At 25.8% G+C, this 23,435-nt stretch carries 22 protein-coding genes; 2 read left to right on the top strand and 20 right to left on the bottom strand.

The window, feature by feature from the left end; genetic code table 11:
* Positions 1–7: 7 nt before the first annotated feature.
* The 5 genes from E0D94_RS05875 to E0D94_RS05860 form a co-directional block, all read right to left on the bottom strand.
* Positions 8–1,804, bottom strand: coding sequence for a peptidoglycan D,D-transpeptidase FtsI family protein (locus tag E0D94_RS05875; protein ID WP_130806354.1), 1,797 nt, complete (start codon positions 1,802–1,804; stop codon positions 8–10).
* Between the two features lie 215 nt (positions 1,805–2,019).
* Positions 2,020–3,567 (bottom strand): PD40 domain-containing protein, encoded by a 1,548-nt coding sequence (locus tag E0D94_RS05870; RefSeq protein WP_130806353.1) that lies wholly within the window; start codon positions 3,565–3,567, stop codon positions 2,020–2,022.
* 160 nt (positions 3,568–3,727) lie between these two features.
* Positions 3,728–3,886, bottom strand: coding sequence for a hypothetical protein (locus E0D94_RS14760; protein WP_165442880.1), 159 nt, complete (start codon positions 3,884–3,886; stop codon positions 3,728–3,730).
* Between the two features lie 167 nt (positions 3,887–4,053).
* Entirely contained in the window at positions 4,054–4,797 is a 744-nt protein-coding gene (locus tag E0D94_RS05865; protein ID WP_130806352.1) for a TrmH family RNA methyltransferase, read from the bottom strand.
* A gap of 863 nt (positions 4,798–5,660) precedes the next feature.
* A complete protein-coding gene (locus E0D94_RS05860) occupies positions 5,661–6,500 on the bottom strand; it encodes an aminotransferase class IV (RefSeq protein ID WP_130806351.1) in 840 nt (279 codons plus the stop codon).
* A 241-nt stretch (positions 6,501–6,741) separates the two neighbouring features.
* On the opposite strand from E0D94_RS05860, the gene pflB reads away from it, so the two are divergent.
* Together pflB and pflA are read left to right on the top strand one after the other, a co-directional pair.
* Positions 6,742–8,973, top strand: a complete 2,232-nt coding sequence (gene pflB / locus E0D94_RS05855) for a formate C-acetyltransferase (protein ID WP_130806350.1) — start codon at positions 6,742–6,744, stop codon at positions 8,971–8,973.
* Positions 8,974–9,009: 36 nt separating this feature from the next.
* Positions 9,010–9,744: a pyruvate formate-lyase-activating protein gene (pflA, locus tag E0D94_RS05850; RefSeq protein WP_207289651.1), complete on the top strand. Its 735-nt coding sequence runs from the start codon at positions 9,010–9,012 to the stop codon at positions 9,742–9,744.
* A gap of 40 nt (positions 9,745–9,784) precedes the next feature.
* Here pflA and E0D94_RS05845 read toward each other — a convergent pair whose 3' ends face one another.
* The 15 genes from E0D94_RS05845 to E0D94_RS05785 all read right to left on the bottom strand — a co-directional run bounded on the left by E0D94_RS05845 (position 9,785) and on the right by E0D94_RS05785 (position 23,405).
* Complete coding sequence (locus tag E0D94_RS05845; protein ID WP_130806348.1) at positions 9,785–10,138, bottom strand: SdpI family protein; 354 nt, start codon at positions 10,136–10,138, stop codon at positions 9,785–9,787.
* A 19-nt stretch (positions 10,139–10,157) separates the two neighbouring features.
* A complete protein-coding gene (locus tag E0D94_RS05840; RefSeq protein WP_130806347.1) occupies positions 10,158–11,387 on the bottom strand; it encodes an ABC transporter permease in 1,230 nt (409 codons plus the stop codon).
* 11 nt (positions 11,388–11,398) lie between these two features.
* On the bottom strand, positions 11,399–12,301 hold the full coding sequence (locus E0D94_RS05835; protein ID WP_130806346.1) for a COG1361 S-layer family protein: 903 nt from the start codon (positions 12,299–12,301) through the stop codon (positions 11,399–11,401).
* Positions 12,288–12,929, bottom strand: a complete 642-nt coding sequence (locus tag E0D94_RS05830; protein ID WP_130807359.1) for an ABC transporter ATP-binding protein — start codon at positions 12,927–12,929, stop codon at positions 12,288–12,290. Before E0D94_RS05830 ends, E0D94_RS05835 begins: the two co-directional genes overlap by 14 nt.
* A gap of 55 nt (positions 12,930–12,984) precedes the next feature.
* Positions 12,985–13,662 (bottom strand): Yip1 family protein, encoded by a 678-nt coding sequence (locus tag E0D94_RS05825; RefSeq protein WP_130806345.1) that lies wholly within the window; start codon positions 13,660–13,662, stop codon positions 12,985–12,987.
* 343 nt (positions 13,663–14,005) lie between these two features.
* Entirely contained in the window at positions 14,006–14,164 is a 159-nt protein-coding gene (locus tag E0D94_RS14755; RefSeq protein ID WP_165442879.1) for a hypothetical protein, read from the bottom strand.
* Between the two features lie 50 nt (positions 14,165–14,214).
* Positions 14,215–14,373, bottom strand: a complete 159-nt coding sequence (locus E0D94_RS14750; protein WP_165442878.1) for a hypothetical protein — start codon at positions 14,371–14,373, stop codon at positions 14,215–14,217.
* 39 nt (positions 14,374–14,412) lie between these two features.
* Complete coding sequence (locus tag E0D94_RS05820) at positions 14,413–14,673, bottom strand: hypothetical protein (protein WP_130806344.1); 261 nt, start codon at positions 14,671–14,673, stop codon at positions 14,413–14,415.
* 486 nt (positions 14,674–15,159) lie between these two features.
* A complete protein-coding gene (locus E0D94_RS05815; RefSeq protein ID WP_130806343.1) occupies positions 15,160–16,434 on the bottom strand; it encodes a sensor histidine kinase in 1,275 nt (424 codons plus the stop codon).
* The gene (locus tag E0D94_RS05810; RefSeq protein WP_130806342.1) at positions 16,431–17,132 is read right to left on the bottom strand and encodes a LytR/AlgR family response regulator transcription factor; all 702 of its coding nucleotides are present in this window, start codon (positions 17,130–17,132) and stop codon (positions 16,431–16,433) included. The genes E0D94_RS05815 and E0D94_RS05810 overlap by 4 nt, the downstream gene beginning before the upstream one ends.
* A gap of 177 nt (positions 17,133–17,309) precedes the next feature.
* Positions 17,310–18,497 (bottom strand): cation diffusion facilitator family transporter, encoded by a 1,188-nt coding sequence (locus tag E0D94_RS05805; RefSeq protein ID WP_130806341.1) that lies wholly within the window; start codon positions 18,495–18,497, stop codon positions 17,310–17,312.
* Positions 18,498–18,559: 62 nt separating this feature from the next.
* On the bottom strand, positions 18,560–20,176 hold the full coding sequence (locus tag E0D94_RS05800) for a hypothetical protein (RefSeq protein ID WP_130806340.1): 1,617 nt from the start codon (positions 20,174–20,176) through the stop codon (positions 18,560–18,562).
* A complete protein-coding gene (locus E0D94_RS05795; protein WP_130806339.1) occupies positions 20,163–20,957 on the bottom strand; it encodes an ABC transporter ATP-binding protein in 795 nt (264 codons plus the stop codon). The genes E0D94_RS05800 and E0D94_RS05795 overlap by 14 nt, the downstream gene beginning before the upstream one ends.
* 84 nt (positions 20,958–21,041) lie before the next feature.
* The gene (locus tag E0D94_RS05790) at positions 21,042–22,415 is read right to left on the bottom strand and encodes an aldehyde dehydrogenase (RefSeq protein ID WP_130806338.1); all 1,374 of its coding nucleotides are present in this window, start codon (positions 22,413–22,415) and stop codon (positions 21,042–21,044) included.
* A 57-nt stretch (positions 22,416–22,472) separates the two neighbouring features.
* Positions 22,473–23,405 carry a hypothetical protein gene (locus E0D94_RS05785; RefSeq protein WP_165442877.1) on the bottom strand — a complete coding sequence of 311 codons (933 nt, stop codon included), beginning with the start codon at positions 23,403–23,405 and terminating at the stop codon, positions 22,473–22,475.
* Positions 23,406–23,435: the final 30 nt, after the last annotated feature.

Here is a 23,435-nt window from a genome sequence, read left to right as displayed (position 1 = left end):
ATTATATTTAATCTTCTACTTTTCTTCTTGGTACATTGAGATACGTCAATGATTCTTCTATTATTTCTTTAGTTATAGGTGCAGCTAATGTGCCACCATAATGAACACTTCCCTTTGGCTCATCTATAATAGTCAAAACAGAAACTCTTGGATCATCCATAGGAGCAACTCCAACAAAAGAAGCCACGTGTTTACCTTTTACATATTTTCCATCAATAGCTTTTTGACTTGTTCCAGTTTTACCGCCTACTCTATAGCCTTCTATATATGCATTTTTTCCAGAACCATTAGATACTACAGACTCCATCATATCCATCATAGTTTCAGCTGTCTTTTTAGATATGACCTGTCTTTTATAAGTGGATTCAAACTCTTTTACTGATTCTCCCTCATCATCTACTATGTTCTTTACAATTCTTGGAGTCATTAGCTTCCCGTCATTTGCTATAGAAGAAACTGCATTTATTAGTTGAATAGGAGTTACAGCTATACCTTGTCCAAATGACATAGTAGCTATATCTACATCTTTCATTGTCTTTTCACTTTTAACTAAGCCTCCAATTTCAGAAGGTAATTCTATGCCTGTTAAATCCCCCATTCCAAAAGCTTTTGCATATTCTACTATTTTTTCTTTACCTAATCTTAAACCTAATACTACTGGCACCTCATTACATGAATTTTCAAGTGCTTCCTCTAATGTTTGTTCCCCATGCGCTTTTAAACAAGTTATGTTTCCAGGAACTTGAGTTACTTTACCATCACAGAAGAATTTTTCATTTGTATTTACAAGTCCTTCTTCTAAACTTGCTGCAGCAATTAATAATTTAAATGTTGAACCAGGCTCATATATTTCTGATACAAGAGTATTTTTCCACATATCATACAATGTATCTTCTTTTTCTTCCCAATTTTTTTCACTAAATTTTTCTTTATACTCTTCTCCTAAATCTATCCAAGGAGATTGAGGATCATAATTTAAAACCATTCTATTGTTTGGATTATATCCAGGCTTAGAGGCCATAGCAAGAATTTCACCAGTTTTAGGATCCATTACAAGTACTGATGCTCTTTTTGCTTTATTATCTTTTAAAGCTTTTTCTGCTCCATTTTCAGCAAAATGTTGTATTCTCTCATCTATAGTTAATACTAAGTTTTTACCGTCTTCAGGTTCATATTTTTTCTGATAATTATATGGAAGCTCCATCCTATTACCATCTACTGTTTTAATCCACCTACCAGGATTACCCATCAATATTTCATTAAAATATTTTTCTATTCCATATTGACCAACTCCATCTCTATTTGTATTTCCAATGACTTGAGATAGAAAATCATCAAAAGGGTAATACCTCTTACTTGTTTCATCAATACTAACTCCTATTAAATTTTCTTCTTTCAATTTTTCTGCTTTTTCTGTTTCTACATACCTTTTTATCTCATACCAATTTTTATCTGATTTTAATGCTATTTCAACCTTTTGTTTTTCTATATCTATTATTTTTGAAATCTTGTTTATGTAATCTTCATGTTTTTCTTCAGATATGTTTTGAGGAATAATAGATACAGTATATAAAGAAACGCTAGTAGATAATTTTTTACCATTTCTATCATATATATCTCCTCTATTAGGTTTTAATTCTATATCTCTAGTCCATTGATGAATAGCTTTGCTACTAAGGCTCTCACCTTTTACAACCTGTAAATAACCTAGTCTTATTATAAAGATAAATACTAGGATCGATAAGATTAATGAAGATACTATTAATCTATTTTTTATAAGCTTATTATACCTTTTCTTCTTCATAATTGTCCTCCGTTTCTTTAAATATATTTTACCACAGCTACAAGAATTTTTCACGTTTTATGCATAAAAATAGACCAGCGTTGCTGGTCTATTTAGGGGGAGTTTAAATGAATTTAAGTTTTAAAATGTCAAATTTTAAGTTATTATTATTAGATGATAATTATTATCATTAACATCCTATTCTTATATTACCCTTCCTTATTTTTATTAAACATTTATTTTAAATCTTTTATTTCTATAAAAGTTTTATCTTTAGAATTCATATCATATTGAACATATAATGCTATTTTTTTATAATCAGGTGATATATTAGCATCTACATTTAAAATATTTTCTCCATAATTTTCTTTAAAATTTAGCAAGTTACTTATCTTTAAGTTTTCATTAAATACAAATATTCCTTCATCCGTAACAATATATATATCATTTTTATTAATACTAATATCATATACATATCCTATGTTTTCTGATAAAATTTCCCCTTTATTAATATCCATAATATTTATATTTTTAACATCTTTATCAATATCCATAAATAAAAAGATTCCATTATTAAATAATTTTAAAGGCGTGATTTTATGCACAGGATAGTCTTCACTTATATCAATTTGATCTTCAAGTATTGTATCTTTGTTTTCATTTAATATGGATATATGTTCTACATTACCATCTATTTTTTTTACACTTCTACTTATAATATTATTTAGTTTTTTTATTTTTGCAGTTTCTATGATAATTGAATTGCTTTCTTGTGGCCAATAAATTCTTGATGTAGTTAATTTCTCTTCTAAATTAATTATTTTCACTTCTTTAGTTTCAGTATCATATATTCCTATCTTATCAGACAAGAGATAATTCATCTCTAAATCATTTAATATATATTCATCATATTTAGACGATTGGATTAAAAATGCTAATTTTTTACCATCATTAGACCAAGTAGGAAGAGTCAACTTACTATTTCCAAATTTTAATTCTTTTTCTATTCCCTCATTTATATCTATTATATTTATAATATCATCTCTACCTGGTATTTGAGATACAATATGTATAGAATCAGGACTCCAGCTAGCAGCAATATAAGAATATACATAATCAATATCAGGTATATAATTTGCATCTTTAAATTTGTCATTTTCTAAATAGTATATAAATCTTTCATTATTTTCTACATTACTTTTTCTCGGTATTCCATTTACGATGACTTTTTTACCATCTGGCGAAATATTATACCATTCTTGAGATTCAGATATTTTTATCTTCTTATCTTTATCTTTCATATAAAATAATCCATCAAAACCATCATTTGAATATACTATACCTTCTTCATTTACTTTTTTCCATTCCCAAATAGTTCCATCAATATGAAATATCTTTTCAAGATTTTGTTTTTCTGAATCATATTTATAAATTATATTTTTAATATTTTCATCTTCAAATGTCAAATTAAAACTAAAAGAATTATTATTAGTCCAAGATAAATCTGTTATAGGATTTATTGATTCTAATTTTGATTTTATATATGTTTTATCACCTTGTTTTTCTATATATATTTTTTTATCTCTATTTTCTTCATTTTCTTTTTTATAATCTTTTGTTTTTTCATTTTCTTTTTCTTTATTATTTTTACTTATTTCTTCATCTTCTTTTTCTATTACAATTATATTTTTTATTCCTTCAATATCTTTTTTATCTAAAGTAAGTGAAATTATAAGCACTATAGTTATAATACAAAAAAGTAAAAGGATTTTTTTGTCTTTCATATTTTCACCCCCATTTTATAATATTTAAACTTGTTTTATTTTATACCATACTTTATTTATACCCACTCATTATTTTGATATAGTAAATTTTTAATTACAATAAGATTACAGTTATTAATAAAAAAAGAAGTATAGAAAAATTTCTATACTTCTTTTAACACTAAATATCATCAACTGATGTAATGGCATTTTGAATTTTTTTAATAGATTGTTCTTTGAGACATTCCATATGATAGCACTGTTTAATTTTTACGTCATAAATTAATTCTTTATCCAATGGATTATCTTGGCAAATATAACATGTGTTTTCGCTTTGCATAAATTTCTTTAATATACCCATTTTTAGCCCCCTAACTTAGCTTAAACTTAGATTTAACTTTTATATCTAAGTTTAATATCCATAAACATAAATTTTTTTCTAAAGTTTTCCATTGGATGCTATATTTTAATTATATTATATTTCTCTATAAAAAGCTAATTAATATTTCATTTCAATTTATTATTTTTTTGCCTCATCATTTCAAATGCGATTATTGAAGTTGCTGAAGTAGCTGCAAGTGAAATCCCTTCATCTCTACCATAAGGAATACTAATTATAGTATCTGCTTTATCTAAAAACGATCTAGTTATTCCTCTTTTCTCTCCACCAATAAGTAAAAATGTAGGTATATCTAAATTTACGTCATATAATGATTTTGAATCTTTCTTTGCAGTAGCTGCTATATTTAATCCATTGCTACTAAAAAATTCTGCAGCATAATCTATATCTTCTGCTATAGCCATAGGCATAAGTTCTGTAGTACCTGCTGAAGCTTTGGCAACAATACTAGTAGCTTCCATCCAATTCCTCGGCTTCACTACTACCCCATCTACACCAGCTAAATAAAGACTTCTTACTGCATATCCAAAATTATACGGATCTTCTATACCATCTAACATTACAATAAAAGGATTATCATTATCTTCAATAAGATTTTCTAAAGTTAAAAATCTCTTCTCGCTAGCCTTCGCTATAATACCACCATGAGTTTTACCTTTCGTCATCTCATCAATTACTTCACCGTCTACTTTTTTTATTTTAATACCTTTTCTATCAACCCAACTAATAAAATTTTTAATTCTTCTACTTTTTTTATCTTTATCAACGTAAATCCTACTAATTCTTCTGCTTTTTGCTTTTATAGCAGATTCTATAGATAGTTTTCCTTCTAATATATATTCTTTTGTCATCTAACCACCTTTCTTTATTATATATTATACTTTAATTTAATAAATATTAAAATATAAAAATAAAATGCGACAATTGTCGCATTTTACTAAGTTTTAATTGTAGATTCTATGATCAATTGCTCCTTCATACCAATATTTTCTTTAGTATCAATTAAATATTTACTAATCAATATCATATCATTAACCTCCTTTATCTTAAAATTTATTTATTAAATTCTATTTTAGTATATTCATCTAATCCAGAATCTCTTTTTGTAGAGCTCATGTTTATTAGTCTATCAATTATATTATTCATGATTTCACCTCCTAATTATATAACTTCATTTTTTTACTTTTCTTCATAATAGCCAATTTTATAGCCTAGTTCTTCCTCTATACCATCATAAACTTTAAACATAATATCACCACCTATACTCTTTAATGGCTAATACTTACATGATTCTATTTTGTTAAATAAATCTAATTCTGTTGATTCTTTTGAAACATTTAAAATATTACTAGTTTCAAATACTAAAAACATAATATCACCTCACCTCTTTATTAATATGTGTAACAACAATACATTGTTACATTTATTACAATTAGACAATAAAAAACCACAGTATCAACTGCGGTTTTTTATAAAGGCACAAAAATAGCCGCAGTTCTGCGGCTATTTAAATATCCAATTCTAAAAGTATATAAATAAATCGCAGTATTCCTGCGATATTTATTACAAATATAATTTATGTAAAGCTAATTTAATTATAAATCGCAGGTCGTTCTTTATATTCAATTTTTTTAATTTTTAAATCTTTTCTTATCATCATCTAAACGACCTCCTTTAATCTATTTGTTATTATTGTATCACACAAATTTTCCTATTACAACTGTTTTTTTAGAAAATTTTTATTTTTCTTTATATATTCATCTACTCTTTTATTATATTCTCTCCTTATATTTTTTATTACTGTATTTTTAGCTGAATTATATTTTATATCATCAACTACTTTTATAGGTAATACACCTACAGATGTGCCACTCATAAAAATACCATCAATATTATTAAGCTCTTCTAATTTTAAATTCTTTTCAACTATATTTACATCTAAACTTTCACACGCTTTTAATATATTAGCCCTTGTAACTCCTAAAAGTACTTCTCCTTTTGGAGCTGTATAAACTTCATTTCCTTTTATGAAAAACATATTTGAACGGCTTCCCTCTGTAATATACTCTTTTTCATCTATAAGTAATGCTTCATATGCATCTTTTTCTTTTAACTTTTCTTTTACTTTTGTTTTAAAAGTATTATTTACTTTTTTAACATTAGGTAAATCTCTCATAGCCTTAATTGTAATAGTAACTACACCTTCATCATATATTCTTTCCTCTGGATAATTACTTTTTATAAAAAAGAATACAGATTCAAAATTAACACCATAATAATTTAATATAATTTTTATATTCATATTAAATTCATCATTTTTGCTTATAAGTTTATAAGTATTTTCTCTTAGGGTTTCTTCATTTATTTGAGAACTATATCCTATCAAATCAATAGATTTTTTTAATCTTTCTATATGTTCTTCTAGAAAAAGAGGTACTCCATTAATAACTCTAATAACCTCATATACTTTTTCTCCTTCTTTTAATTTTAATTCTTTATTATTAGACAGTTCATTGTTATAAATAAAGAATTCTTTGTTAGTTTCTATATTCATTTCACACTACCACCTTTTTTACTTGATTTATACCTTTAGTATACCAAATATATTGATAATATAAAATCTAAAACCATATATCATATTGAATAAAATATTTCTACATACACAAAATATATTATAAGTACAAAATAATAAAAATAACCTTTACAAATGATTTTCATATGCTATAATAAAAGCAAAAGTTATTGTATACAATATTCAGTATCCAAAAAAAATAAATTTACTGGAGGTTTTAATATTGAATAAAGAATGGCAAGATTTTAAAACTGGTAATTGGACAGATGAAATAGATGTACGAGATTTTATACAAAGTAATTATACCCCTTATCTAGGTGATGATTCATTTTTAGAAGGGGCAACAAAAAATACAATAAAACTTTGGGATAAAGTATCTGAATTTATGAAAGAAGAAAGAGAAAAAGGAATACTAGATGCAGATACAAAAATAATTTCTACTATAACTTCCCATGATTCAGGATATATTGATAAGGATTTGGAGCGTATTGTGGGGCTTCAAACTGAAAAACCTCTTAAAAGAGCTATTATGCCTTTTGGTGGTATAAGAGTTGTAAAAGGATCTTTAGATGCTTATGGATATGAATTAGATAAAGAAACTTCAGCTATATTTGATAATAGATATAGAAAAACACATAACGATGGAGTGTTTGATGCTTATACTCATGAAATGAGACGTGCAAGACGTTCAGGAGTTATAACAGGTCTTCCAGATGCTTATGGTAGAGGAAGAATAATTGGAGACTACAGAAGAGTAGCTCTATATGGTATAGATAGATTAATCCAAGAAAAAGAAAATGAAAAGAAACAATTAGATATGGACTTTATGTCAGCAGATGTTGTAAGACTTAGAGAAGAAATTTCCGAACAAATATATGCTTTAAAGGAACTTAAAGAAATGGCAGCTAAATATGGATTTGATATATCAAATCCTGCTAAAAATTCTATAGAAGCTGTACAATGGACATATTTTGGTTATCTTGCAGCAGTAAAAGAACAAAATGGTGCTGCTATGTCACTTGGTAGAGTAACTACATTTTTTGATATATATTTTGAAAGAGATTTAAAAAATAAAACTATAACAGAAAAAGAAATTCAAGAAATTATGGATCATTTTGTTATGAAGTTAAGAATGGTAAGATTTTTAAGAACTCCTTCTTATGATGAGTTATTCTCAGGAGATCCTACTTGGGTTACAGAAGTTATAGGTGGTATGGGTATAGATGGAAGAACTCTTGTAAGTAAAACAAGCTTTAGAATTCTTCATACATTATATAATATAGGTCCTGCTCCAGAACCAAACTTAACTGTACTTTGGTCAGAAAGACTACCAGAAAACTTTAAAAAATTTGTTACTAAAGTATCTATAGATACAAGTTCGATTCAATATGAAAATGATGATTTAATGAGAGAAACTTATGGTGATGATTATGGAATAGCATGCTGTGTTTCAGCTATGAAAATAGGCAAACAAATGCAATTCTTTGGAGCACGTGCAAACCTTGCAAAAGCTCTCCTATATGCTATAAATGGTGGTAAAGATGAAAAAAGCGGTGCTCAAATAGGCCCAAGATTTGAACCTATTACTTCAGAATATCTAAATTATGAAGAAGTTGCAGAAAAGTTTGATCTTGTAATGGATTGGCTATCACAACTATATATAAATACTCTAAATATAATTCATTATATGCATGATAAATATTCATATGAAAGAATACAAATGGCACTTCATGATAAAGATGTAGTAAGAACTTCAGCTTGTGGTATAGCAGGATTATCAGTTGTAGCAGATTCATTATCTGCAATTAAACATTCTAAAGTTAAGGTTATTAGAAATAGTGAAGGTCTTGCAATAGATTACGAAATAGAAGGTGAATATCCTGCATTTGGTAATAATGATGACAGAGTAGATAAAATAGCTACTTCTATAGTAAAAGATTTTATGAATAAGCTTAGAAAGCATAAAACTTATAGAAATTCTATCCCCACCTTATCTATATTAACTATTACATCAAATGTAGTATATGGTAAAAAAACAGGAAGTACTCCAGATGGTAGAAAAGCTGGAGAGCCATTTGCACCAGGTGCAAACCCAATGCATGGCAGAGATACAAATGGAGCTATAGCATCAATGGCATCAGTTGCAAAAATACCTTATGAACATTCAGAAGATGGTATTTCTTACACTTTCTCAATTGTGCCAAAAGCTCTTGGAAAAACAATAGATGATAGAACAAATAATTTAACAGGACTATTAGATGGATATTTCCATGATAAAGGTCATCATATAAATGTAAATGTATTTGATAGAGAAACTCTATTAGATGCAATGGATCATCCAGAAAAATATCCTCAATTAACAATAAGAGTATCAGGATATGCAGTTAACTTTATTAAACTTACAAGAGAACAACAATTAGATGTAATAAATAGAACATTCCATAAAAGAGCTTAAAGTTAATATATTTATCTCTTAATAGGAGGTGTAAGTTTGAATATAGAAGGTAACATTCATTCAATAGAAACATGTGGTACAGTAGATGGACCTGGTGTAAGATTTGTAGTATTTACTCAAGGCTGTCCTTTAAGATGTCAGTATTGTCATAATCCAGATACATGGAAAGTGAATGATGGAAAAAAAATATCAGTAGATGAACTTATGGAAAAAATAATTAAATATAAATCATATATGAAATATTCTGGTGGTGGTGTCACTTTAACAGGTGGCGAACCACTACTTCAACCAGAATTTGCAAAAGAATTATTTAAAAGATGTAAAGAAGAAGGAATTCACACAGCAATAGATACATCAGGATTTATTCCACTTGATAAAACAAAAGAAGTCTTTGAATATACTGACTTAGTATTACTTGATATTAAATCATTTAACCCTAATTTATATAAAGATTTAACAGGGGTAAATAATGACCCTACTATAAAACTAGCTAAGTATTTATCAGAAATAAATAAACCTGCTTGGATTAGATATGTATTAGTTCCAGGTCTTACTGATAAAGATGAAGATATAAAAAATTTAGCTAAATTCCTCTCCCCTCTTAAAAATATAGAAAGAGTAGAACTACTTCCCTTTCATAAAATGGGCGAATATAAATGGGAAGAGCTTGGATATGAATATAAATTAAAGAATACCCCTACCCCATCAGATGAAGCCATAGAAAAGGCAGCTGATATATTTAAAAATGAAGGTATAAATGTAGTTTATTAAAGAACCTGTGGTCAAAATTGACCACAGGTTCTTTAATATATTATTTAAACTCTTTTCTTAAATCATATTCCACCTGAACTATTAAAGCTATAAAGAATATAACAAATAAAACAATATTATATTCAAATACAAATTCTATATCTTTTTCTATATAATAAAATATTACATCAGATATAGCAGTTATAATAGCCATAACTATAAAAAGTATTTTGGATATTTTATAAGCTTTTTTCTGAGCATATTTCCAACTTTCTTCACTTTTAAGTGAACTAGAAGTTCTATAGCCAAATACTACATTTGATTTCATATGACTACTAAAATAAAATGCACCTAAGAATAATGAATATAGAAATATGAAAAATAAATATGTGAGTATTGTACTTAATATGGACATATGAACCTTTCCTTCATGATTACTCTTGCCTAAGTGCCTCTAACACACTTATTTTTGCTGCTTTGTTGGCTGGGTATAATCCTGATAATACTCCTACAATTACAGAAAAAATAATTGCAAATAATGCTAGCCATATTGGAATAGATGTAATATTATTTTCAAGACCATTCATGAATATTTTAGCTACAGTATTGATTATAAATGATAATATATAACTTAGAATTAGCCCTGCTATTCCACCTAATAATCCTATAAACGTAGCTTCATATAAAAATTGTTTTCGTATATCTTTTACTGACGCTCCTATTACTTTGTTTACCCCTATTTCTTTTGTTCTTTCATAAGTACTCATTATCATTGTATTAGTTATACCTACCGCTGCTACAATAAGAGCTATACTTCCTATTCCTCCAAGAAATAGTTGTAAAAATTTAAATACACTACCTACTTGTTCTATCATATCTTTTGTAGAATAAGCCATATAACCTTTATCATTGATTTCTTTTGATAGTCTATCTATCTCATCCATATCATTAGCTACTACTCTAATATTAGAATAGCCTTCTTTTTCTATTATATCTCTAGCATTTTGCTTTTCTTCTACAATATCTACTAGTTCATCTATATCCATTACAGCAGAATAATCTTCTGCTCCTCCAGTAGATTTTAATATTCCTGTAATTCTAGTTCTATATTTCTTTGAAGTTTCCTCTTCTACTTCTGAAATGCCCTCTGAAAAGCTAATAGAAGAAGAACTTCTAAGTAAATCTTTTTCACTTTCATTAGATATTTGTTCTGAAAGGCTTGAGCCTAATAGAATAGAGTTATTCCTTGGAAAACGTCCTTCTTCTAATTCATATCCTAATTCATCTATCTCCTTTGTATCTATACCTGTAAAAGTAGCTGATATAGTTTCTCTACCTATATTTAATTCACCATAAGTCTGATATATAGGAGTAACTGCTTTTACTCCTTCTAACTGCTTTAATTCATTTACATGTTCTTTTTTTAATATCTTTACACTATCTCCTTCATTAGGTCCCATATTAACTCCAGGATAAACTTCAATATTAGTCATATTTCCACTTTCAAATTCTCCTGTAACACTTTCCTCTAGTCCTACTCCTAAAGAAACCATAGTTATTATTCCTGCTGTACCTATCATAATCCCTATAAGAGTTAATATAGTTCTAAGTTTTCTTCTCCACAAACTCGTCCATGCAAATTTTATTATATCTTTATCTATCATATTATCCACCACTAAAATCCAAATAATCCTTTGATAAATCTAATAAATGCATTACCTTCTTCTTTGTTATTAGAATTATCAATATTTTCCCCTGATTTCACATTATATTTTATCTTTTTTTCTATTTCTGTATTTTTATTAAGTCCATCAATATAGCTTACTTTTACATTTATATTCTTTTTACCCTCTTTATCAAATACTGTATTAAAAGTATAACTATCAAAATCACCACTATTAAAATTACCTAGATATTCTGTATAGTTATTTTCTCCCTCTCCTTCTACAGATACAGTTACTCCTTTAACTTCAGTTGTAGAGTTGTTTACTATATTTATAGTTGATTCTACTTCTTCTCCTATAGATATATCTCCATAATCACCTTTACCTAAAACTTTTATACTTTCTTTTTCAGATAATAATATCCCTATAATTTGATCTTCAGTATAAACTTTCCCATTAGAATCCATATAAGATAAAGAGACCACTAAATTATAATTTCCTGGTTTCATATTAGGTGAAGAATATAAATTATACACTACTTCTTCTTTTTTATCAGCCTTTATGAGAGAAATATATTTTACATTACTTTGATTTATAGGAGAAAAATTATTTAATTTCACTTGTTCTTCTTTTGATTGTATTTCTCCTGATTGTATATCTTGTATTTCTTCTTCTACGTTATCTTTTAATGTTAATTTAACTTTTCTTGCATGATATTCACCATAATTATTTAATGTTAGTTTTATTTTAAAATTTTCTCCTGGACTAATTTCCTCAGGTTCTATTTTATATTCTGAAATTACTACTGCAGGACTTTTAGGTGCTGCATATATATTAGTTGATACTAAAAGAATTGTCATTAAAATTATTAAAATAGTTACTACATTTCTTTTCAACATATCATTTCCTTTCATCTTTTATTATTTTTCCATCATGAATAGATATGATTCTATCACAATTATTTGCAACATTTATATCATGAGTTACAATAATAAAAGTAACTTTATTTTCTTTATTCATTTTAGTTATAAGAGATAATATTTCCTTACCTGTTTCTGAATCTAAATTTCCCGTAGGCTCATCACATAAAACTATTTCAGGATTATTTACAATTGCCCTGGCAATACTCACTCTTTGCTGTTGCCCTCCTGATAATTCACCAGGTTTATGACTCTTTCTATCATCTAATCCTACAAGTTTTAAAGCATGAGTTGCCATATCTTTTCTTTTATCTTGTTTCACTCTTGCATATATAAGAGGCATCATCACATTTTCAAGAGCTGATAATGTAGGGTTTAAATTAAAGGATTGAAATATAAAACCTATATTATTTCTACGAAATAAACATAAATCATTTTCAGAGTAATTTGTAATATCTTTATTTTTAATTTTAACTTTACCTTTTGTAGATTTCACTAATCCTCCTGTCACATTTAATAATGTAGACTTTCCTGATCCAGAAGGACCTATTAATGCTGTAAGTTCCCCTTTAATTATATTTAAATCTACCTCATCAAGTGCCTTTACTATGCTTTTTCCCATCTTATAATGCTGTGATACATTTTTAAGTTCTATTATATTTTCCACTAAATCACCTTTACTGAACCATATTGTTTAAATTGCTACTTATAATAGCACTACCTACTATAAATAATGTAGTAACAATAAATATTCCCACATTTATTATTAGACTTTTTTTCATTGATAAATTAAACATCACTTTTATACCTATAATTAAAAGAACTAATTGCCAAATAGACCAAATGTTAACCTTATTTAATATGCTATCCATTAGATCACTTGTTACAACTGGATCAGAAATAATACTTGTTAATATTCCCCCTATTGCTACAGGATAAGATGTAACTAAAACTAATCCAAACATTTCTTTAAAAGTTACCTCACCTTTAAATAACTTAGTAAATATGTATCTAAATAAAGCAAAGAAGAAATAAGTTACTAGAACAGTTACAAATACTGTAATCACAATAGCTATAGGTGATTTTATAAATTCATTGATGCCTCTAGTTAATTCTATTTGATCTGCTGACATGCCTTCTGGAAGTTGATTTGCTATATCTTCAGTTTTAGAAGATGTAATTATAGAAGCAATTGCAGTTAAAATAAAAATCATTATAAAATGAATTAAAGCTTTAGGTTTTTCTTTAAATTTCTCAAAAAACCTACTGGGCTTTATTATGTACCATTTAATTTTTTGTACTAAGCTAGCTTTCTCATTCTCCATCATTAATTCTCTTTCATTTTCTTCATTCATCCCAATACACTCCTTTAATTTTCATTAATAATTTATCACTATATATTAATTCTATAATTATTCCATTATTCCTTTAATTTGTTATCTTTTTAATATAATTGTAATATAATGTATTTTACAGATAGAATATAAATATAACCAATAGAAATACTGCAAATATGCTTAATAACTTTATTAGAATACTTATGATATCGTGATTTTTAAAATTCAAATTTAGCACATCCTTATTTTTCCTATATATAGTCATAATATTATATTGATATATATTTTACAATAGATAATGGACGAACAACACTTTTATCAGTATGAATGACAATTTGAGTATAAAAACACTCCAAACTTTTTAGTCTCGAGTGTTTTTTCTTTTTTCTATTAAATCATATATAAAGTTATAAAGCACAACTCCACCTATGACTACAATTGCTCTTGGAATAAATGGCTCTGGAGCTATCAAAGCTAAAAATCCAATATAAGGAATAAAAATTATATCACTCTTTTTCATGATTGGCCTCCATATTCTATTAATTTAAATCCTCTCTATCATATTTCATACTACTTTCTAGTCCTATCTTTTATCAAATATTCGACTATCAAATACAATGGAAGAAATAAAATTAATAATTTAAGTCTAGATTGTAGAGTAATTGAAGAAATTATTATTAATACTATTAGAAACAATTTAAAAAATATATCATAATTATTCTTTTTCATTCAAATACCACCTATATTAAGCTTTTATAAAAAATTAACCTACCTTTTATTTTCAAGTATATCTTTATTAACTGTATGGAATTCTTTAGAAATCATTTTATTTGTTAAAATAGAAGGTAAAATAAATAAAGCTGAAAATATAAAGGTCATTATATTAAATCCACTCATATTTATATAAATTATAGCTTCAGATACATATAAAATAGATAATCCAATTGTAAATAAAATACCATCTCTAAAATATACTTTATTAGCTAATTTATTATCTTTGTAAAAAAGATTTAATTTAATATAATTCAAGTATTGATATATTATAAATGCTATAAAAATGATAATATATTATATTTAATACTATCGTTAATTATATGAGCTATTGCTGGCATGGCAAATTTACTCATAAAAGCTTGTCTATCTACTCTTATTGGTTTAGATTATAGTCCTAATTTTTCTGTCCCTTTAACTATCCCCTTTATATTTGTTCCTTTTTACATCTTAACTATAAACAATTATATAGCTTTTAATTTCTTATCTAGACATATCTTACCAATTTAAAAATAACTTGTACATATGAAATGGATAAATAGTAATCTAATCGGTATAAATAACATTTCTAAAGAGTAAAAAATGTCATCTGTAGATTTAGTCTTTAGAACTTCATATTTATGGAGTGAACCCAAAACTTCTGAAATATTAGATAAGAATATTAACACTTAATGATTTTTCTCTTTAATATAAATATTGAGGCTGCTATAGCTATAGCAGCCTCAATATTTATAAAATTTTCTATTAAAACATAATCCTAAATTTAATGAAATTAGAAGTATATTCATTCCTATATTCATTTTCAACTAAAATTCTTATATTATATTTATTTAATCTCTTTTTTACATTATAAAGACCGTATCCCCTACCCTTTTTCTTTTTAGTGGAGAATTCTTTTTCAAAGAATTTTTCTATTTTTTCTTTTTCTACTTTAGGATGTTTGTTACTAACTTCTATAATATCATTACCATATTTTCTTAGAAATTTCACTACAACTACATTGTCTTCTACTTCTGTTTCAAATGCATTATCAATTAAATTTCCTAATACTTGAATCAATTCATAGCTTTTTAATTTTGTATATATCATAGGATTTTCTATCAAAATGTTAAATTGAATATTATTTTTTTCTGATTCTTTTTGTTTACTGAACAAAAAGCCTGCTAATATTTTATCTTTTAATTTTATAAGATTTCCTAAATCATTTATATTTTCAATTTCTGAAGTATATTGTTTAAGAGATTCAACTACTTCATTATTATTACTATTAGAATATATAATTGAGTTTATAGCTTGGATATAATTGTCAAACTCATGTTGCTTTCTTCTTACCTCACTAATTAGATTATCTATAATGGGCAAATTTCTCTTATACATTTCTAGTTCTCTAGCTTCATATTCATTTCTTATACCATTTTTAATTACTATAAAATATATAAATATTATACTTAAAGATAAAATAGAAAGATCAAGAAAATTATTTAATAAATTATCTATATCTAATCTCCAATACATTAAAATAATAATTAAAATCATAAATATATTTGCTAATAAAATTATAGCAATTTTCTTTTGTTGATTTATATATGTTAATAATACATGTATTTTAATCTTATAAAAAGTAAATATCACTATAAAAATAAATATTATCTGAGAAATTAATCCATAAAAAAACTCATATTCTATATTACCAATAATTATATTTAAAATTATTAATGATATATATTGCATAGTTAATATTAATATAGTAGATAGAAACCAAATTTTAAATGTAAATACTAAACCCTTCCTATAAGTTAAATATATAACAATATATATCATTATAAGAACAAAAATTGGAATATATTCAATAGGAATAATAATTTCTATAACTGAAATAATTAGAGAATATAAAAAAACATAAATAAGTGATTTTTTAAATAATTTATACTGATTTTCTTCTCTAATTAACCCCAAGGAAATAATTATAAATCCTAAAACATCAAAAATAGATAATATAAATGATTCAAACAATGTCATTGTAATAACTCCATTAATTGATTTTTATATTTTCTGCTTACAGGCATATATCTAGTAATATTCTTTAAATGTAAAACCCATTTAGTTCTATCTATTTTAGTGATATATTTTTTATTTATAATATAAGATCTATGGACTCTCATAAAATTATCATTTAATTCTTGACTCAATTTATTCAATGTATAGGTCTTAATTTCATATTCATCGTTTAAAGTATGTATATATATTCTTTTAAGTTGTGCTTCTATATAAATTATTTCGTTCATTGGTATAATATATGTTTCTTCTTTTTGATTTATAGTTAAATTATTTTCTTGTTCATTTCCTGTGAAACTTTGTATAACAGGAGCAAGAATATTCTTTACTTTCTCTTTCTTAAAAGGCTTTGTAATGAAAGCATAGGAATGAATCTCTCTAAATGCTTCTAGTTCTTCATTTATCATAGCTGTTATAAATATTATAGGAGTAACTATGTATTTATTTAATTTTCTTAGCTCTTGTCCCAGTTTAATACCTGAGTAATCTTTTAAGCCTATATCTAATATGAATATATCTATGTTATTTATTATAGAAATATCAAGAGCTTTAGATGAATATTCTGTAGATATTATTTCTATGCAATCATCTATTTCTCTTATTATTTTTATTATTGAATTTCTAATTAATTCGTTATCTTCTACGATTAATATTTTACTCATAACAGCTATCCCCTTTTGTTAAACATTAATCTATATCATCATACAAATTATAACAAAAATTAGTATTGTAAGCAATTAACTTTATTAATTAACAAATTATATTTTTATTAATATGAATAAATTTCACTATTTTAAAAATTAAGTATAAAAAACTTTGAAGACAGTATCTTCAAAGTTTTATCTAATAATATCTTGATAATCTATTGTTATATTTATTTTACAATAGAAATCTCTATCTATATTCTTAATAACATCTATTAAATCGTTTTTAAATTCTTCTTCAGAAAAATTCTTTCCTATTTTATTACCATCAAGTGATACATCAAATATAATATATTTATAATTACCATTATCTATTATATTAAAATCATGTATTGAATTTATAAGGTAATTATCTTTCAATTCTTTTCTTATTTCCTCTATTATTTTTTCTCTTGTTTCTGTTTCTAGACCTATTGGATCCATATGAATAACAAGATCAATATCATATTTTTCTCCTAGTTCTCTTTCAGCTTGGTCTATTATATTATGAATTGTAACTACGTCTATATCAGGTGGTATTTCTGCATCAATTGTAGCCATTGTTTTTCCTGCTCCATATTGATGTACTTTTAAATCATGTACCCCTAATATATTATCATATGATAATACTCCTTCTAATATTTTTTCTATTAAATCTTCACTTGGAGCTTCTCCTATAAGTTCACTTACTGCTTCTTTTATAAGGGTAAATCCTGAATAAAAAATCATAATTGCTACAATTATACCAATATATCCATCTATAGGAAAGTCAGTTACAAATGATAATGCAAGTGATAATACTACTATAAGTGTTACAAGTGAATCCCAAAGTGAATCTATTGATACTGCTTTTAGAGCATTAGATTTTATTTTTTTACCTAAATATTTGTTAAATGAACTCAACCATAATTTTACTACAATAGATATAATAAGAAATACAAATAATAATAATCTAAATTCTACTGGTTTTGGATCAATTATTCTATCAAATGATGATTTTACAAATTGAACTCCTACAAACATTATAAGTATTGCAATAGTAAGTGTTGTTATATGTTCTACTCTTCCATGACCATAGGGATGATTTTTATCAGGTGGTGTGTTTGAAAGTTTAAATCCTACTATTGTCATAATGGAAGAGGCTGCATCTGATAAATTGTTAAATGCATCTGCTGTTACAGCTATTGATGATATTATTATACCTATTACAAGTTTTAATATTGCAAGTAGTGTATTTACAATTACTCCTACCACCCCAGAAATATAACCTACTTTTTCTCTTGTATATTTGTTGTTATAATTATCATTTTTTAATGTTTTTTTTAGTATGTATTCTGTTATCATTTTTCCTCCAATAATTCCTTTTTTGTGATCAAATAACATTATAATATAATTGAGAATTTTTATCAATTATATTGTTGAGTATAATTTTCTTTTTGATTTAAACTTTTTCTCCATACCACTATATTTATAATTAAAATTAATACAAGATATATATACTTTCCATAAGATAACATTCCAACTATCAAATGAATAACGGATAATCCTCCTAATATAAATATCATACGAAATCCATCTAACATAGAACCTTTTTCTTTGACTGCACCAAATTTTTCTGAAAAAGGTAGTGTTTTATTTCCTGTAATAAACATTAATAATAACCCTAAATTTAATGAAATATAAGCTATCATTAAATCTATCAATATATTTTCTCTTATTATTAAGAAAAATATTATACTTACTAGAAGGAATATGGGTGTTATTAAGTTTATAAATACAGACTTAAGTACTCCTTTATATATAATATTCTCATCTAATTCAAAAAATTTATATATCCAAGCTGCCTTATAGCTATCTGAATACTTTAATAATTGAAGTATTGTTATAAATGAAAATCCTACAAAATATATAGTTAATATAGAAGCTTCTCCTGAAGAAAATGCCATTATAAATGGAAATATTATACTAAACCCTAAGTTTGGATATACCCGAAGTTTAAAGTTTCTTTCATTTTTCATTATATTAGATGAAAAGTTAAAAAGTATTTTTTCCTCTTTTGTTTTGCATACAATATTACTTATTAAATGTGTAAATCTGTGCTTTCTTTTTGTATTTGTATCTTCTTCATTTAACTTTTGAAGATTTCTTTCAAATGCTGGGATTAATTTTATATATATGATTATAGAAATAATTGGTATTATTATTGCAAATGATGAATAAATAAATGTAAGTGTATCTCTACTACCTCCAATTAAAAATTCAAATATAGAAGCAAACCATACTGGTGGTAAAAACCCACTCCACCATGTAGGATTGAAATTCACTTCTAATAATTCTGATACATCAAAAAGTCTTCCAATAACTTGATATGAAAGTGTAATTCCTATAGTGAGTGCTATTTGTACATAATTTATAATATCTTTTAATTTTTCCCCACTAAATACTTTAAGTATTAATAGATATAATAGTGCTGTAAGCATTATTATAAATAGATCTAAGAATATTATTGTACCTAAATATAAAAGAAAAAACACTATTCCCTTTGTAAATAAAGATACTATAAGTGATGGAAATACTAATGCAAGTGTAAGCATGGAAACATAATATAATATATGTAGTATTTTTGCCATATTAAGTGTAATGCTATTTACTGGTTTTGTAAGTATTATATTTTTATCTCTTATATCTAAAAGTACAGATGAAAAATCTGATACTAAAGCAGTCATCATAAAAAACATAAATAACCCAAATACTATACTCATAGAAAATAAGTAATTTATATCAATGATAACAAAAAATATAATTGGTATACCAAATATAAGATATATTGGAAGTGAGCGTAAAAATTGATTTTTATCTTCATCTGTACTCTTATCATTAGATTGATTTATAGTAGATACCCTTCTTGTATCTAAAGTAAGTTTTACCTTTAGTATTTCTCTCATTATAGAATAATCTATACCCACTTTTGTAAATAATATCTTAAACTTATCTAAAATCTTAAGTATATTATATTCTTTCATTAACTTCACCTCTAGATATAGTATCTACTATTTCTTTTGCTATATTTTCATGTTCATTGAAACCAGTTAGTTTATTAAATATCTGTTCAAGCGATCCTTCTTTAAGTTCTGTATTCAATGTTTCCATATTTCCATCTGCAACTATTTCTCCATCATTTAAAAGTATAATTCTATCACTTAATTTCTCAACTACTTCCATAATATGAGATGAATAAAAAATAGTTTTACCTTTTTTTGCAAGTTCTTTTAATACTTCTTTAAATACAAGTACACTATTTGCATCTATACCACTTAATGGTTCATCTAAAAATAATATGTCAGGATCATTTATTATACTTGATATTATAAGAACCTTTTGTTTCATTCCTTTTGAAAAAGAGTTTATTCTTCCGTCATATACATCTTTTATACTAAATAAATCCATTAATTTCTGTGCCTTTTTATCTGCTTCACTATAGGCCATACCATAAAGACTTCCTATAAAAGTAAGATATTCACGAGCGGTCAAATTTTCATACATATCTGCTGTTTCAGGTACATATCCAATTCTTTTTTTATAATCTACAGGATTCTCTACTATGTTTTCTCCAAATATTTCAACATTACCACTGTATTCTTCTACAAGCCCTAGCATGATTTTTACTGTAGTGGATTTTCCAGCACCATTTGCTCCTATGTAACCTATTATTTCTCCTTTTTTTATATCCAAATTGATATCTTTTAGTACTCTATTAGTTCCATAATATTTGTTTAAATTTCTTATTTCTATTATATTTTCCATTCAAATCACCTCTTTTAAACGTTGATAATATTATATCATATATATTCTATACATTTAACAAAGCATAGACAAATGCCTATGCTTTTATTTTAAAACTTTCTTAATTAATTTTAAAGCAGTTTTTGAATAGGGTGGATACCTAAAGTTAAAATCAAATGACTTTGAATTTTTAAATATACTTTTTTCATGTGTAAAAGTATCAAAACTAGCTTTACCATGATAATGTCCCATACCACTACTTCCTACTCCACCAAATGGAAGCTCAGATGATGACAAGTGAAGTATTGTGTCATTTACACATCCTCCACCATAGGATACTTCTTTTATAACTTTTTTCTCTATGTCTTCATTGTCTGTAAATAAATATAGTGCTAAGGGTTTAGGATGAGAATTTATAGTATTTATAGCATCTTCAATATTTTCATATGTTAATATTGGTAGAATAGGTCCAAATATTTCTTGATTCATTATATTATCATTCCAAGAAACATCATCCATTATTGTAGGCTCTATATATAAATCTAATTTATCTGTTTTTCCTCCATGTACTATATGACCACCTAATAATAATTTAGACACTTTATTGAAGTGATCTTCATTTACTATTCTAGGGTAATCATTACTTTCTATTGGATTTTCACCATAAAATTTTTCTATATAATATTTTAGCTTTTCTATTAATTTTTCTTTTAACTCTTTTTGAACTAATACATAATCAGGTGCAATACAAGTTTGACCACAATTTAAAAACTTTCCCCAAACTATTCTTTCAGCTGCTATATTTATATCTGCATATTTATCAACTATTGTAGGGGATTTTCCACCAAGTTCTAATGTTACAGGAGTCAAAGTTTTACTTGCAGCCTCCATTATTTTCTTGCCTACATTTACACTGCCTGTAAAAAATATATAATCAAATTTTTCTCTCAGAAGTTCCTTAGATACAGTACTGCCTCCTGGGATAAACTTCACATGATTTTCATTAAATGTTTCCTTTATAATTTTTTCTAATATTTCTGTTGTATTAGGTACTTTTTGAGATACTGTAAGTATGGCACAATTACCTGCTGCTACTGCTCCAAGTAATGGTTCAAGTGTAAGTTGAAATGGATAGTTCCATGGAGATATTATAAATACTACTCCCAACGGTTCTTTGTATATATAACTCTTTGCTGGAAATTGGAATAATGGAGATTTTACTTTTTTAGGTTTTGCCCATTTCCTTAAATTAGATGTTATGTAATCAATCTCACTTAATGTAATTCCTATTTCTGTTGCATAAGATTCAAACTTTGATTTACCTAAATCTTTATATAATGCATCAGATATATCATCTTCATATTTTTTAATATTTTGTTTTAATATATTTAATATATCTATTCTAAACTCTATATCTTTAATATGACCTGTAGCAAAATATTCTCTTTGTTTTTTTAATATATGTTTATACTCACTCATGGTATTTAACTCCCCTTTTACCTTTTAATCATAAATACCCGAAAATTTATAGTAATATCAATTTGCTACTTCTTTTATTTTTTCAATATTATCTAATACTACATCTCTTTTTATTTTTACTAAATTAACATCTTTATAATTAAGAGAGTTTATTAAATCTTTTAATGAAATCTCAAGTGTATATAAATGTTTCTCATCTTTTTTTTCAATATTTATTTTTTGTCTTAACATAGAAAAATAACTTTCATATTCTTTTGATATTTGTTTAGCCTTTTCAAAATCTTCTTCTAATGCATAAAGGTATATTTCACGAGCAATATATGTTATTCTATTTAAATCTCCTTCTATATTACCTTTATATAAATCAAAATAATTACCTAGAGAAAATATTAATTTATCTGATTGTTTAAGTGAATTTATTTTTTCTTTTTTTCCTACAGCTATTGTTAGATTGTTTAAATAATTTTCAGTTTGACTTAAGGTATCAGTATTTATACCTTTTTCCATAGCCTTTACCTTATATTTACTCCAACTAGTATGTATCTTTTCTATTGTCTTTGATAAATCCATCCAATTTTTCTCTATTTTTTCATATCTCTTTATCTTTTCTTCTTCCTTTTTTTCTTCGTAAGTTTTTTCTTCAGGTGGCATTACTGACTGTGGATTTCCTGAATCTTGTGATCCTCCTGACTGTCCCGCTGATTGCCCCCCTGTGCCTGAACCTTGTTCTTGAGAATCTTGTTCTTTTTCAGAGTCCTCCTCTTCTTTTTTGTCTTTTTCTTCTTTTTCTTCCACAAATATAGGTTCTTCTTCTTCTTCCATTATTTTTTCTATCTCTTCTATAATTTTAGCATTATTTTCTTGTACCTGTGTTAATTCTTCAGGTATCTTTTCTTTGTTTTCTTTCATTTCAGTACTTTCTTCTTTTTTTGTGCAAGAAGAAAGTAAAAATAAACTTATTAAACACACTATTAATACTTTTCTTTTCATAAATAATCACCTCAAAACTAGTATTTCCAG

This window comes from Senegalia massiliensis, from assembly GCF_900626135.1.
In the GTDB taxonomy this organism is placed as follows: domain Bacteria; phylum Bacillota; class Clostridia; order Tissierellales; family SIT17; genus Anaeromonas; species Anaeromonas massiliensis.
This window is presented reverse-complemented; position numbering and strand designations above follow the sequence as displayed.